The organism is Bradyrhizobium sp. 190, assembly GCF_023073415.1.
Taxonomy (GTDB): Bacteria; Pseudomonadota; Alphaproteobacteria; order Rhizobiales; family Xanthobacteraceae; genus Bradyrhizobium.
This window is the reverse complement of the sequence record NZ_JADPJL010000067.1, coordinates 12,965-27,290: the sequence shown is the minus strand read 5'-3', so window position 1 is coordinate 27,290 and position 14,326 is coordinate 12,965. Positions and strand designations below refer to the sequence as shown.

At 58.1% G+C, this 14,326-nt stretch carries 12 protein-coding genes and 4 pseudogenes; 12 read left to right on the top strand and 4 right to left on the bottom strand.

Annotated elements, in window-relative coordinates; genetic code table 11:
- The first annotated feature begins 34 nt into the window (after positions 1–34).
- From IVB22_RS34795 to IVB22_RS34785, 3 genes are all read left to right on the top strand, one after another.
- Positions 35–316 carry a PucR family transcriptional regulator ligand-binding domain-containing protein gene (locus tag IVB22_RS34795; protein WP_247521679.1) on the top strand — a complete coding sequence of 94 codons (282 nt, stop codon included), beginning with the start codon at positions 35–37 and terminating at the stop codon, positions 314–316.
- A 222-nt stretch (positions 317–538) separates the two neighbouring features.
- Entirely contained in the window at positions 539–1,207 is a 669-nt protein-coding gene (locus IVB22_RS34790) for a hypothetical protein (RefSeq protein WP_247521678.1), read from the top strand.
- A 52-nt stretch (positions 1,208–1,259) separates the two neighbouring features.
- Positions 1,260–1,463: a helix-turn-helix domain-containing protein gene (locus IVB22_RS34785; protein WP_247521677.1), complete on the top strand. Its 204-nt coding sequence runs from the start codon at positions 1,260–1,262 to the stop codon at positions 1,461–1,463.
- 139 nt (positions 1,464–1,602) lie between these two features.
- Here the strand turns inward: IVB22_RS34785 and IVB22_RS34780 are convergent.
- The 3 genes and pseudogenes from IVB22_RS34780 to IVB22_RS34770 all read right to left on the bottom strand — a co-directional run.
- A pseudogene (locus IVB22_RS34780) lies at positions 1,603–2,253 on the bottom strand (IS5/IS1182 family transposase); the annotation flags it as partial.
- A gap of 16 nt (positions 2,254–2,269) precedes the next feature.
- A pseudogene (locus IVB22_RS41475) lies at positions 2,270–2,377 on the bottom strand (hypothetical protein); the annotation flags it as partial.
- A 170-nt stretch (positions 2,378–2,547) separates the two neighbouring features.
- On the bottom strand, positions 2,548–3,024 hold the full coding sequence (locus IVB22_RS34770) for an Lrp/AsnC family transcriptional regulator (protein ID WP_247521676.1): 477 nt from the start codon (positions 3,022–3,024) through the stop codon (positions 2,548–2,550).
- A 191-nt stretch (positions 3,025–3,215) separates the two neighbouring features.
- On the opposite strand from IVB22_RS34770, the gene IVB22_RS34765 reads away from it, so the two are divergent.
- Positions 3,216–4,694, top strand: a complete 1,479-nt coding sequence (locus IVB22_RS34765) for an NAD-dependent succinate-semialdehyde dehydrogenase (protein ID WP_247521707.1) — start codon at positions 3,216–3,218, stop codon at positions 4,692–4,694.
- A 10-nt stretch (positions 4,695–4,704) separates the two neighbouring features.
- A complete protein-coding gene (locus IVB22_RS34760) occupies positions 4,705–6,111 on the top strand; it encodes an aminotransferase (protein WP_247521675.1) in 1,407 nt (468 codons plus the stop codon).
- A gap of 736 nt (positions 6,112–6,847) precedes the next feature.
- Here the strand turns inward: IVB22_RS34760 and IVB22_RS34755 are convergent.
- Positions 6,848–7,090, bottom strand: coding sequence for a hypothetical protein (locus IVB22_RS34755; RefSeq protein WP_247521674.1), 243 nt, complete (start codon positions 7,088–7,090; stop codon positions 6,848–6,850).
- 107 nt (positions 7,091–7,197) lie between these two features.
- Between IVB22_RS34755 and IVB22_RS42170 the strand changes: the two are divergent.
- The 7 genes and pseudogenes from IVB22_RS42170 to IVB22_RS42165 all read left to right on the top strand — a co-directional run bounded on the left by IVB22_RS42170 (position 7,198) and on the right by IVB22_RS42165 (position 14,014).
- Positions 7,198–7,796 (top strand): annotated as a pseudogene (locus tag IVB22_RS42170) (GMC oxidoreductase).
- A gap of 134 nt (positions 7,797–7,930) precedes the next feature.
- Positions 7,931–9,679, top strand: a complete 1,749-nt coding sequence (locus IVB22_RS34745; RefSeq protein WP_247521672.1) for a thiamine pyrophosphate-binding protein — start codon at positions 7,931–7,933, stop codon at positions 9,677–9,679.
- Between the two features lie 251 nt (positions 9,680–9,930).
- Complete coding sequence (locus IVB22_RS34740) at positions 9,931–11,580, top strand: GMC family oxidoreductase (RefSeq protein ID WP_247521671.1); 1,650 nt, start codon at positions 9,931–9,933, stop codon at positions 11,578–11,580.
- 79 nt (positions 11,581–11,659) lie between these two features.
- A pseudogene (locus IVB22_RS34735) lies at positions 11,660–11,821 on the top strand (amidohydrolase); the annotation flags it as partial.
- A 35-nt stretch (positions 11,822–11,856) separates the two neighbouring features.
- The gene (locus IVB22_RS34730) at positions 11,857–13,497 is read left to right on the top strand and encodes a GMC family oxidoreductase (protein ID WP_247521670.1); all 1,641 of its coding nucleotides are present in this window, start codon (positions 11,857–11,859) and stop codon (positions 13,495–13,497) included.
- A gap of 108 nt (positions 13,498–13,605) precedes the next feature.
- Complete coding sequence (locus tag IVB22_RS34725; protein WP_247521669.1) at positions 13,606–13,809, top strand: GMC oxidoreductase; 204 nt, start codon at positions 13,606–13,608, stop codon at positions 13,807–13,809.
- Positions 13,810–13,840: 31 nt separating this feature from the next.
- Positions 13,841–14,014 carry a hypothetical protein gene (locus tag IVB22_RS42165; protein WP_374207790.1) on the top strand — a complete coding sequence of 58 codons (174 nt, stop codon included), beginning with the start codon at positions 13,841–13,843 and terminating at the stop codon, positions 14,012–14,014.
- Positions 14,015–14,326: the final 312 nt, after the last annotated feature.

The following is a 14,326-nucleotide window of genomic DNA, read 5'->3' as shown; positions in this document are numbered from 1 at the left end:
AACAGGTCGACCAATGGGAAGGTGACACCCTCGGATGATCACAGTGAATGGCCTTGTTGCTATCGATGCTCTCGGCCTCGCCTTCCGGGCTGGCGCCGCGAGTGGCGGTCGCCTTGTGACATGGGCGCACGCCTGCGACCTGCGTGACCCCTGGCGGTGGGTCACCGCCGGCGACCTGGTGATGACGACAGGTGCCGGCATTCCGACGAACTCGGTCGAGCAAGCGGACTGGCTCAACCGTCTGGCAGACATCAACGTAAGTGCTCTTGTGGTCGCGGCGCGGGACGATGCTCCTCGGATACGGATCGAATGCTGACCGCCGCAGACGAGCGCAAGTTTCCCGTGCTCGAGGCAAGCTTCGAACTCGAGTTCATCAGCTCGCGCGAAGGGTTATCGAGAGCGCACTTCAGTCGGAGCGAAACCGGCTCGAATCAAGTCAACGGCTATTTCAGTCGTATACTTCCGCGCTCCGCGAGGGGACCGATTTCGAAATCGGCTCGCAACTCTCGGCAGACGTCAGGGTTGGCACGTAGAAATTTTGGATCTGACAAGCAGTCATTTGATTGCCTCGTCGGGTGAACCACCGGTGCGCGGTGGTAGATCGGAAACAGTGGAAATCGCAGGGCGTGGCCGCGCGACCTTGAAGGTACGGCATTGCAAGGAAAACAAGATCATTGATCCGCTGCTGGTCCACTATCTGGCAGGTCTTGTGGGCGTCGAGCTTGAACAACAAGCGATCGAGCGAGATCATCGCCGAGTGGAAGGAGAGATCCTCCTGCGCGACTTCCTGAAGGGCGCAGTCGATTTCGCCGCCGCGCGCGCAGTGCTGGAGCGGCGCGGCCTGCACGGATCGCTGGTTAGTCTTGCCATCGATCCAGCCAGCTGTCCGACGTGGGGGGTTCATGAGATCCACCATGCGCCCGACTTGCGTTCGATCAGCCCATTGTTTCTCCACGAGGATATCGTCATCGCGGTTACACTCGATCGGGAAGATCTCATTCTGAGTATGGTAAATGCCCTGGGCGCGGAGTCGAAAGCAGGCGTCAGTAGACCGATCATCGGCACTGATTTCCTGGAGCGTCAATCAAGTTCGGCTCTCGCTCGCGCGGGCGCGCGAAAGCCAGGTGCGGCTGGTCAGGTACGGGACAACCGTGACCGCCTCCGCACTGGCGCCCAAGACGCTGGCCGAAGCTCGCGGGCTAGTTGATCGATATCTGGGCCCTCTCGTTGCGTATGACCGAGAGAACGATGCCTCGCTCTTGCAAACGCTGGCCACGTTTCTCGCCAACGACGGAAGCTGGAAGGTAACGGCTGGCAAGTTGGGCATTCATCGGCAGACGCTCGTCTACCGGCTGCGTCTGATCGAGGAACTGACGGGGCTGAAGCCGACCTCGACCTCGGGGACAGCTGCCTTCTGGCTCTCGTTCAATGCCGGCCAGTCTGCTGGCATTTTGGATGAGTAGAGCGCCTCCCGGCAACCAACTTTCTCATAGTCGCTTGGATAAGCCAGCCCGCCTTTGGCAAGCTTCTTCCTGCTCTGATACGCTGTTCTCTTCGAGTAATTCCATGAAGGGGACAAGGTCCTGGTCGAGAGTTCAGGCCCCTGCCCATGCGGTGCTCGGCTTTGAGATGGCCGATGACGGGCTCGACAGCCGACCTGCGGCGTAGTTCACGCTTGATCTTGGGCGTCACCCCCTCGCTTCTGGCCGGAGATGAAGATCCTGAACTTGTAATCGGGCGGCGCGTTGTGGCCGCGATATCCCGTGTCGGCGAGGAGGCGCGCGATGATGTTGCCGAAGAGCGCCTTCATGTCCCGAATCACGGAGGCCAGCGTGTGACCGTCATAGGGATTGCCGGGCAGTGACTTCACATGGGTGACGAACTGACCGCCCTTTGCGTGGCCGATCGTGGTCGCAACGGAGACCTTGACGCCGAACTCGTAAGGCCGATGGGCCTTGCCCTTGCCGATGCACTCGACCTCCGGCGCATGCAGGGAATAGACATTCGGCCCACGCTGACGCTGCTGCTGCTGCCCACGCGCCGCGCCAGCGCCAGCAGCTTTGCGAACGCCGCTTCGAGCCCGCCGTTACCGTCGATCTTGCGGGCGATGTCGCGGATCACACGGCAGAGATAGGTTCGCAGCGTCTTGAGCGCCCGGTTGGCGCGCTTGAACTGCTTGGCGTGGGCGTGGCGCTGATGCTCGATCAGGGCGAACTTGCCCACCCGCGCATAGGATTGACGCAAACTCACCCCATGCCCTGCCGGAGCTCACCGCCTGATATGCCGCGAGCGATCGTCCCGCCACCCACCGTGGAGCCCGACAGCTGTAAGCAATGCGAAACAGCACCCACGGCATCACCCACGCTGCCCCAGGCAAAAAGATTCGCGAAGTGAGACCCAGGAGTCGGGCACGGCTAGCGTCCTTGCGCCGCAAAGCCAATCGATAGAGCAATCAACGCGCCGATGATGCATGTTGGCGATGGCACCAGCTGGCATCGCGATCAGCATTACAGGCAGCGTAAGCGCCGTCTAGGCTAGGCGCGCCTATCATCGCTCGGCCGGAACTTCAATTGGGACGGCAAAGCCTGCCTTTACACGGTCCATTATGACCATTGTCTTGAAGCCCTTAATGTCCGAGTTCTCATAGAAGAACCGTCGGGTGAACTGCTCGTAGTCCTCCATTGTCCGCGCGGTAATATAGAGAACAAAATCGGCGTCGCCAGTCACGTAAAATCCGTTGACCACTTCAGCGGACGATTTGATCGCCTTCTTGAACCTGTCGATGATGTCTGAACGCTCACGCTCTAGGCTCACTAGCACGAGCATTTGAATCGGTCTTCCAACCGCCTTTGCCGAAACAATTGAGACATCCGCCTCGATAATTCTTTCTGACCGGAGTCTCTTCAATCGGCGTTGACAGGCCGTAGCTGAAAGCCCCGCCATTGCCCCGATCACCTCGGAAGTTAAGCGGTTGTTCTTTTGCACGATCTCGAGGATCCGGGCGTCTATTCGGTCATATTGCATAATCGGCTCCAGCCTTCAGCTGCATGTCGCCGAAGAATGCCTGCGTCACGCAGGAAATCCTCCGAACGGCGGGGAAATGCGATGCAAATCTGTTTGCGACATCAGTATCCTGATTGCTCAGGAAATTTCAACAAATGACCACGCGGGACTTTCAAATGGTCCACCAGACGGTTCGCCACAAAAGCTCGGATTTGGTCGGGCTTGCTCCCACACATCTGCAAAATCTGCGTCGTCGCGATTTTGTGGCCGGGGCTGCGCTCGTCGACGGCCGATGGATAGTAGGCGAGCAAAGAGACATAGTTGTCGATCCTGCTACTGGGGAAGAGATCGCTGAGATTGCCCGTTGCTCAGCCGCCGATATGGATCGAGCGATCGCGGCAGCTGAACGGTCGTTTGCTGCATGGCGTGCTCTGCTGCCCGCCAGGCGGGGGGCGATTCTTAGGTCTTGGGCTTCATTAATGCTCGACCATTCGGAAGAGCTCGCCATTCTGGTGACCAGCGAGCAGGGCAAGCCGCTCGCTGAGGCGCGTCACGAAATTGCGTACGGTGCCGGATTTCTCGAGTGGTTTGCTGCAGAGGGAGAGCGTGCATACGGGGAGACGATCCCCAGCCACAAGCCCGAAACTCTGCTTCAAGTTCGGATGCAGCCAATCGGGGTGGCGGCGGCCATTACGCCGTGGAATTTTCCTGTCGCGATGATCACGCGAAAGGCGGGAGCGGCTCTCGCGGCCGGTTGTCCCATCATCGTGAAGCCCGCTCCCGAGACGCCGCTTTCGGCTCTCGCCGTGGCCAGATTAGCCGAAGAGGCCGGGGTGCCGCGCGGCGTATTTCAAATCCTAGTCGGCAATCCCATCGAACTTTCCGCGCCGCTGTTGCGCGATACAAGGGTACGCGCTCTTTCCTTTACGGGTTCTACCCAGGTTGGTCGTCTACTTCTTGAAGGTGCGGCCCAGACTGTAAAGAAGGTGTCGCTCGAACTCGGCGGGCACGCCCCCTTCCTCATCTTTGACGATGTCGATGTTGATAGGGCTGTCAAAGGGGCAATCGCGGCAAAATTTTCGACATCTGGTCAGGACTGTCTGGCCGCGAACCGTTTCTACGTACAAAGGGGTATCTATGGTGCCTTTGTCGATGCGTTTGCTGCGGCTGTTGCTCAACTGAAAGTGGGTCACGGTCTGGATCCTACAACAGACATTGGCCCCATGACGAAGTTGCCGGTCGCCAACAAATGCAGGGCCCAAATCGATGATGCAGTGAAAAAAGGGGCGCGCCTGTTTTCCACCAACCAGGGCGTCAGTCTAGGTCCGAACTTCGTTCCTCCCGCGCTGCTAAGCGATGTCACTGAAGGAATGCTGATCGCTCATGAGGAGACGTTTGGGCCTGTGGCTGCTGTACTTCCGTTCGATTCAGAAGAAGAGGTCACTGCCCGGGCAAATGCTAATGAGATGGGACTGGCGGGATACATTTACACGGACAGCCTACGTCGAGCGCTCCGACTTTCTGAGCAAATCGAGTGCGGCATGCTCGGCATCAATACAGCGTCATTCACGGGCCCATCCATTCCCTTCGGGGGGTGGAAGCAATCCGGACTTGGTCGCGAGGGGTCGCGGCATGGCTTAGCGGAATACATGGAGCTAAAATACGTCTGTTTCGGCGATTTGGCGGGTTAGGAGAATTGGAATGATTGATATCAAAACCATCGCTGAACGAGATCGCTCGAGTGTTCTGCATCCCTTCACTCAGCTCAAGGAGTTCGCCACTGGCAAGATTGGTGACCCAACGATCGTTACTGGCGGCAAAGGCATCCGAATCAACGACGCGCAGGGCCGTAGTTACATCGACGGCTTTGCTGGCTTGTACTGTGTCAATATTGGATACGGTAGGACCGAAGTGGCAGAGGCGATCGCGCGGCAGGCTTATAAGCTGGCATACTACCACACATATGCGGCGCACACGACGGAAGAGCTAGCGATACTGTCGGATCGTCTCGTGCGAATGGCGCCCGGCAATCCAAGCAAAGTCTTCTTCGGGCTGTCCGGATCAGACGCTAACGAAACACAGGCTAAGCTCGTCTGGTACTACAATAATCTCCGTGGCCAGCCTAAGAAAAAAAAGATCATCTCGCGCGAGCGAGGCTACCATGGGTGCTCAGTAATTTCCGGTTCTATGACCGGTATGTCTTTCTACCATGATCATATGGACCTCCCTTTCTCAGGTATCTTGCACACTGGTGCACCGCACTTCTATTGGGGTGCAGAGCCAGGCGAAACGGAAGAGTCCTTTTCTCACCGCCGCGCAGCGGAACTCGAAGAGCTTATCGTCAGAGAGGGGCCGGAAACGATTGGCGCCTTCATTGCTGAGCCGGTGTTGGGTACCGGGGGGATTACTCCGCCTCCTACGGGTTACTGGCGCGAAATTCAGGCCGTCCTCAAGCGCTATGACGTTCTTCTGATCGCTGACGAGGTAATTTGTGGTTTCGGTCGGACGGGTGCGGACTTCGGCAGCACACTTTACGAGATTGAGCCAGACTTGGTGACAGTCGCAAAAGGGTTGACGTCCGGTTACATGCCCCTCTCGGGAGCGATTGTCGGAGAGAAGGTGTACGCGGTTATGGAGGAGGCTGCGGACCGAGTTGGGGCATTTTCGCATGGATATACGTACTCCGGTCACCCCATCGCGGCCGCGGCTGCGAACGCAGTCCTCGATATCGTCGAAGACGAGCGATTAAGCGACCGGGCGAGGATCGTCGGATCGCATTTCCAAAAGCGACTTAAGGAACGATTTTCGCAGTTGGAAATCGTCGGCGAAGTTAGAGGCGTGGGCTTACTTGGCGCAATCGAGTTTGTTGCGGATCGCCAGACGAAGCGCCGATTCGATGCGCAGCTCAAGGTCGGTGTTCGCATTTCGAAGGCGGCTCGTGATCGGGGACTTATTGCTCGACCGATGCCGCACGGGGACATTCTTGGTTTTGCCCCACCCCTCGTCGTGTCCGAAAGCGAGATAGATGAGATTGTTGACTTGGCGTATCGAGCAACCAAGCAAGTAATGGACGAGCTAGCGAAAGAATCGGAAACCGGTTCAAAGTGATTCCATTGCGCCGGTCTGGATTGCTAAGTTCGCGCTTGGGCCAGTACTTCCTGTAGCAGATCAGACTTGAGCTCACGAAGGTCAATAATGGAAGCCAAGCTGCCAGCACGAAGCGCTTCAATGATAACCTCGTTGTGTGCGTCCCGGCGGCGAAGAATTGCTTCTGCTTTTTCATTTCGATGTAGCGAAGGCGATGGGTTCTTGTGACCGGAGCCGATAGGGGCTTGGGCCTGGAGTTTGTGCGGCAGTACCGGGAAGTCGGCTGGCGCGTCATTGCGGCTTCATGGTGGCCGGACGACGCGGTTCAAGCCTTCGACTATGGTGGTGAGTCGTTAGTGTTGAATGTTCAAGACAGCAACTCAACGTGAGCTGCACCAAGCTAAGGCGGCAGGTCGACCTGTTGATCAATAATGCAGGTTATCACCCAGGCGCTCGAAAGCTCGGCCAGCTGGATCACTCGAATTGGCAAGCGGTGTTTTATATCAACGTCATCGCGCCGCTCTCATCGCAGTGTTGCATCCAGGTTAAGTGAAAACGGAAATGGGAACGCAAGCCGCGGACATTGAGGTTGGCGAAAGCGTCACAGGTACGCGCAAGGTAATTGCGGCTCTCGGTCCGCCAACCCAGGACTCCTAATCAACTATGACGGGGAGTAGCTCCCTTAGTGACATTACTGCGAGATTGTTCATGACGTCAGCGAGAGCTTCGCCATGAGGTGGAGATTGCCAGCGCCGAATTAAGAAAGGACGAACCAGATGTCCGTTGATTGACAGGTCTCATTGAGGGTGGAAACGACCTCGTCGTTCTCAGTGTGCTTTTCACTAACGGAGAGTGGGTCGAAATCATTGACTGACGTGTCGAGCGACAAAGCAACCAACGGATGAGCCAGCGTAGAACCGGCCATCACCTGACTGCGGCGATGCAGAAAAGCAGCTTCAAAAGGGGAGGGATTGCATAATTTCCGCATCATCTCCGGCATGTTGGCGCGATACTGCGCAGTATTTCGCTAATCTTCATTTTAAATAGCGCGTCTTCGCCAGAACTTTTGAAACGCGAGCTCAGCAGATCAGTCCAGCTCCGACCCTTATGCATCCAAGCACTCGACCAAAGGGCCTTGCCGTCCTGCTGTGCTCCATCCGGGACTTTATGCAGAAAACGACGATCAGAATTGATGCTATCACCCGCGTGCGCAACGACCTTACGTCCGGTGACTTTTTCTGCGATCTGGTTCACTCCTATCGGCGCTGCTGCCACCATGCCCACAACGAGCGCATCTTGCGAGAAAGGGCTCACTGCGATGGCTGGCCTCTACTGCGCGGCTCGATCCATATCAAGTCCCCGGTACCTGGCAGCGAGCCCGCGATCGGGCCGAATTTTCTCTCGGCGGAGACCGACCGTGACTGCGCGGTAGCCGGCATGCAGATCGGGCGCAAGATCATGAATCATCCTGCGATTGCCAAATACATCGCCTTCGAGAACCGTCCTGGCGACAAGGTGCGAAGCTACGACGAATGGCTCGACTACGCGCGCCGCACCGGCCGGGGGCACGGCCATCTATCGGCACTTGCAGAATGGGTCATGATCGGATGGCGGTGGTCGATGACCGGCTGCGGGTGCACGGCATTGCAGGCCGGCGCGTGATTGATGCCTCGATCATGCCGACCGTGCCGTCGGGCAACACCTAATGCGGCCACGATTATGATCGCCGAGAAGGGAGCCGACATGATCAAAGAAGATGCCAAGGGCGGCTCGCGGCCCGAGGCACGGATCTATCCCCTCCGGCCTTCCCGCACGAAATCTAACTAGTTGGAGAATTTACATGACTGTGACGCGCGTGCTTGAGACAGAAACGACTGCCGCCGATCTAATAGCACGAGTGTTGATCGATGCGGGTATTGACATGGTCTTCGGTATGGCAGGCGGGCATACCGGAACGCTGTTCAATGCGCTCGAACGACACCAGAATAGGGTACGAACGATCTTGGTACGCGAAGAGTCGCTCGCGGGAGTCATGGCCGAAGTCTATGGCCGCCTCAAGAGGCTGCCAGGTGTGGTGCTCGGACAAGGACCATGGGTGCTGGGAAATGGAATGATCGGCATTTTAGAGGGGTATCTGTCCAGTACGCCGATGCTGTTGCTAAGCGACTTTTCGGACCTGACGCAGTTCAACATGCACGCCCCGTATCAATCCGGTACCGGCGATTATGGCGGCTGGGATGCTCGCAACGGCTTCAAGAGTGTTTCGAAGGAAGTATTCAGCGCTCTCAATCCTGTTCCGGCAGTCCAGGCAGTTCAGCTGGCGATCAAGCATGCAGTGGCTGGTCAAGCGGGCCCCGTCGCGGTGCTCTTCGGACGGGATGCGCTGCTCGGAACGGTCAGCCCCGATTCGATGCCACGGATCTATCCCACGTCCCGCTATTTGCCTCCGCGCCCGCAGGGAGCGGACGCGGAGGCAATGGCCAAGGTGGTCTCCGCGATCCGGGCCGCGAGCAAGCCGGTGATCGTCGCGGGTAATGGTGCGCGCATCGCCAACAGTTATACGCAGCTTCAGGCGCTTGCGGAGGCGATGAATATTCCCGTGGTGACCACGGCATCAGGAAAGGGATGCTTCCCTGAAACTCATGCGCTGTCGCTCGGCGTCTTTGGGACTTTTGGTACTGCGGCAGCAAACGCCTGCGTCGCTGATTCCGACTTTGTCGTGGTAATTGGATCCAAGCTCGGCTCGTCTGACACCTGTAATGAACATCCAGACCTTCTCGATCCCGAGCGTCAAACCTATGCGCAGATCGACATTGAACCGAAGAATGCGGCCTGGACCTTCCCGGTTGATTTCCAGCTGATCGGCGACGCGGCAATCGTCATGCACGACATGAAAACTGCCGTTGCCGCTTGCACGACAGACAGTCGGAACGACGATGGGGCTGGGCGCGTCTCGCGCCTCCGCAAAGAGCATGGCTACTTCAATCAGCCGGCCTACCAGTCGAATGAGAAGCCTATCCACGCCCAGCGTGTGATCGGTGAGATGATCAAGCACTTACCTGCAGAGTCTATCGTGACCTGCGACGCGGGCGAGAACCGGATTTTTATGACCAATCTGTATCAGGTGAAGCAGGCTGGGGGATTTCTCATGGCGGCCGGTGCCGGGCCGATGGGATTCGCGGTTCCAGCGGCCCTGGCTGCCAAGCTCGTCCATCCCGAAAAGGTCGTAGTGGCGGTGGCGGGCGACGGGGGATTTGCAATGACCATGAATGGCCTCATGACGGCCATTGAACACGATATCTCGATCATTGCCATTGTATTCAACAACAGCGCTCTTGGGTGGGTATTGCATGGTCGGGGCGCATTTACAAAATTCGCAGATTTCGATTTTTCGGCGATTGCCCGGTCCATGGGTTGCCATGGCATTCGGGTGGAGGATCCGGACAAGATCGCAGACGCTTTGCAAGAGGCGTTGAACAGCGGAAGGCCCACTGTGATCGATGTCGTTATCGGCCTCGAAAATATGACCTATGAGGCAGTCACTTCACCGTTAATGAGACGGAAGAAGGCAAGTGGCGAGTATCAATAAGATGAACGTCATGATCCATAACAAAGTGAGTTCAAGGCGACTGCGCCGAGAACCACTGGGGGTCCGCGCCCTTCAGTGCTGCACCTACTTGCTACGGATTCTGCGGAGATTGAAGCTGACCGCCACTCTTAAACGCTGCGGCAACTTTTCGACGGGCTCGACGCCAAAGTGGTCCACGCGATCTTGCGCTAACTGTTTCCTGCGAATCGGCACGCACAATGTGCTGACTTGCAACTGAGAGGAGAGGGCCCATGCCACATTGGGATTACATCATCGTCGGCGGCGGCTCGGCCGGCTGCGTGTTGGCCGGCCGTCTGACCGAGGACCCGAACGTCAATGTGCTGCTGCTCGAAGCGGGACCTCCTGACAAGTCAATGTGGATCGACATCCCTGCAGGATTTACGAAGTTGCTGAATCACAAGAAGTTCGACTACAAGTTCCAGATGGAACCGGACGACAGCATCAACGGCCGACGTTGTCCTTCGCCGAGCGGCCGGGGGCTGGGCGGCTGCAGCTCTATCAACGGTATGCTTTATGTGCGCGGGCAGCCACTCGACTACGACAGCTGGGCCGCCCTCGGCAATCGCGGCTGGTCGTATGCGGACGTGCTGCCTTACTTCAAAAAGGCCGAGAACTACGAGGGTGTGGGCGACGCATCGCGTGGCCGGGGCGGCCCGCTCAACGTGCGCGACACGACGGGCCGCCACCCGCTGTGCGACTCATTCCTCGAGGCTGCGGTGGGCAGCGGCTTCCCGCGCAACGCCGACTACAACGATGGGGACCAGGAAGGCTTCGGCTACTACCAGGTGTTGATTAAAGGCAGGCGACGCTGGTCGGCCGTGCGGGCGTATCTGGACCCGGCTCGCAGTCGACCCAACCTGCGCGTGGAAACCGGTGCTCTCGTGAGTCAGGTCTTGCTCGAGGGCAAGCGCGCGGTCGGTGTCACGTTTACCAGTAAGGGCGAGCAGCGAGAAGCACGCTGCGGCGGCGAAGTAATCATCTCATGTGGCACGCTGCTGTCGCCGGGCGTGCTGGAGCGATCCGGCATTGGACAGCTGGACGTCTTGCGGAAGTTGGGCATCGAAGTGCGCCACGAGCTCAACGGTGTCGGAGAGAACTACGGCACTCACTTCTTTGTGGGCGCGTCACACCGGGTCAATCAGCCGATCACGCTTAACGAACAGACGCGCGGACTGAGCCTGCTCCGCGAAATCGTGCGCTACTACATGACCGGTACCGGCGCGCTCCTGGGCACCGCGGGCCCGGTGTTCGGGTTTGTGCGCACGCGGCCGGATCTGCCGACCCCCGACGCGCAGATCTTTATGTCGCGCGCCACCAACGCAGCGTCATGGCCGCGAATCGAACTCGAGAAGGAGCCTGGCGTGGGCGTCGCGGTGTGCCAGTGCCGGCCCGAGTCGCGCGGCTCGATCCACATCAAGTCGATCGCGCCCGACGCCGAGCCCGCGATCCGGCCGAACTTTCTGGCCACGCAGACCGATCGCGACTGCACCGTCGCCGGCATTCAGATCATCCGAAGGATCATGAAGCATCCCGCGATCGCGAAATACGTCGCCTTCGAGAAGCATCCCGGCGACCAGGTGCAAAGCTACGACGCCTGGCTCGACTATGCGCGCCGCGCTGGGAGGGGGGCCTGCCATCCCGTCGGCACCTGCAAGATGGGCAACGGTCCGATGGCGGTGGTCGATGACCGCCTGCGGGTGCACGGCATTGCAGGCCTGCGCGTGATTGATGCCTCGATCATGCCGACTGTGCCCTCGGGCAACACCTATGCAGCCACGATGATGATCGCCGAGAAGGGCGCGCACATGATCAAAGAAGATGCCAGGGTGGCGCGTGACATCGGGTACTCATATGCGGTCGTGCCCGCACAGGCACTCTGAGGTTTCCCAACTAGGACTGAATGTCCATGACCACGAGCAGCACTCGCGCCTCTACAAGCCACTTACACGCCGAAGGACCCGATGCATGTTCGAGAGCAATTTCCTGCCTGACAAGGGCCAGTGCAGCTATCAAGTGATTTTCAATGCCTTTAAGCGGATTGCTGCGCAATATTCCGAGAACGAGAAGGATGCGCTGTTCTCGAAGACGGCTGCCGATTTCTACCGGCTTCATCTGTCCTAATCCTGCCCTTCGACGTCAGAAAGATCTAATCAGCAATGCAATCCGGCAGCACTTACGATTTTATTGTTATCGGCGCGGGCTCCGCAGGCTGTGTTCTGGCGGCGCGGTTGTCTGAATCCGGCCGATATTCCGTTCTGCTGCTCGAAGCGGGAGGCAGAGATAGCAGCCCATGGATTCATATACCCGTCGGCTATGCAAAAACCTTTGGCGATTCGCGCATCAACTGGCTGTCGCAAAGCGAGCCCGAGCCAGCCCTAAATAATCGCGTCATGTTCCAGCCGAGAGGTAAGGTCCTCGGCGGCACAAGTTCCATCAACGGAATGCTCTACATAAGGGGCAACCCCGCCGATTTTGATGATTGGAGACGGTTGGGCTGCGAGGGCTGGGACTACGAATCCGTCCTGCCGTATTTTCGCAAAGCCGAGGACAACGAACGCGGCGCGGATGAATTCCATGGGGTTGGTGGCCCGTTGCATGTTTCGAATCAGCCCGAGCGAGAGCTCGCCAAATTGCTACTCAAAGCCTGCATGCAGGCTGGCATTCCGCATAACCCAGACTTTAACGGCGCCCAGCAGGACGGCGCGGGTTACTTTCAGACCACGCTGAAGGATGGCCGTCGTTGGAGCACGGCGACGGCATATTTGCGGCCTGCACGAAATAGGAAAAACCTTACAATTTTGACGGAAGCTCACGCGACACGTGTCCTAATCGAACACGGCAATGCGGTCGGGGTCGAATTCCGGTCTTCCGACGGATTGTCTAGGGTCTATGCCAACGGCGAGGTCATTGCCTCCGGCGGCGCCTATGGCTCGCCGCAGCTTTTGCTGTTAACGGGAGTCGGCCCTGGCCAGCACCTGCAGGATATGGGGGTCCCTGTCCTTCATGACTTACCGGGCGTCGGCTCGAACTTGCAGGAGCACTTCGGCATCTCGTGCGCTTGGCGAATTAACCGCAAGCTGTCTATGAACCACCTCCGCGGCAGCGTTCCGCATCAACTTGTGGCGGGCCTGAAATACATCTCCCATCGTGCCGGACCGTTGGCCCAAACTGGTATCCATGTCGGCACATTTTTCCGCAGCGATCCGAGACTAGACCGTCCCGATCTAGAATTAATCATGAGAGCATATAGCACGATGCGCAACTCGCGGGGGAAAATGATTCCGCATCCGTTCCCAACATTCGGCATGGGCGTGCAGCATTTGCGGCCGGAGGGCCGCGGCACGGTACGGCTGAAAAGCCGCGACCCGCTGGTTCAGCCGGAAATCCGCTTTAACTTCCAGCGTAGCGCGTCTGACAACCAGGCGATCATCGCTGGTATTCGGACCGCGCGCAAAATCGCCTGTCAGGATGCGTTGAAAGATCTTGTTGTGGAGGAAGTCCTGCCTGGCCCCTCGCTCACAACGGATGAGCAGTTGGTGGAAGATGTACGTGGCCGTGGCGCGGCCGTCCTACATCCGGTGGGAAGCTGCGCAATGGGGCTCGGGCCGGACGCAGTCGTCGATCCCCGGCTGCGCGTGCGAGGGGTTGTCGGACTGCGCGTGGTGGATGCGTCGATCATGCCGTCGAATGTACGTGGCCACACGAATGCGCCGACGATCATGATCGCGGAAAAGGCGTCCGACATGATTTTGGCCGACGTCAAAGCAACGGCGGCTCAACGTGCAGCGTATTGCTAGGAGCATTTCTGATAAGGGGCAGAGTAGTGGTGGGACCGAATCCCTGTTCGCTTTGCTATTGGCGCGAGAACGTGATCTGCACGTCATCGACGTTCCAGCCCTTCTTCGATGACCGGTTATGGGCACGGCATTGCAGGGCTGCGCGTAATTGATGCCTGCATCATGCCGTTCGTGCCCTCAGCCAACATCTATGCAGCCACGACAATGATCGCTGAGAAAGACACCGAAACGATTAAGGAAGATGCCAAAGCCGGCGTGCAGCTCACGGCGCGAGGTCGCGGTCTGTCCGCGATGGCTCAGAGCTACTCTTAACGGTTTCGTCAAGAAAAATTTGGAGCAAGACGTGGACGATACCCCTTGTATCGATCGGGGGAACTTGCTGCACGATACGGAAGACGTTCGTGCGACAACCGCCGACAGAATCAACCTTGCTGGCCCGGCGATCACCGTTCTTGCGGGCTACTGCGCGTCGAGCTCACCGTTCGGTTTAATCTTTGTGGGGCAGAATGTGGAGTGAGGCTGAACTGTTGGCGCACGCATACGCATTTGAGTCCACAACCCGACCTGCAACATACTCCTCTCGAGAGACAAGAGGCGCAGCAAAGGCGACTCGGCATCGTGCGTAGCTGAGACAAGAAGAGCAATTTGAATGTTGTGGCTGAAGACCCTCGCTTCAAACAAGTAACGCTTTTGGAGTCCGTTAGCTTGTTTATCGAAGCAAGAAGGAAGGCCTTGTTCGGTAGTTCGCACTGCCTTCTGCGCAAAAGACCTCTAGCTCGCGCAGTCCACCGCGGAGCGGCAGTTGCTGCCCGCGTAGTGGCTTGTAAAT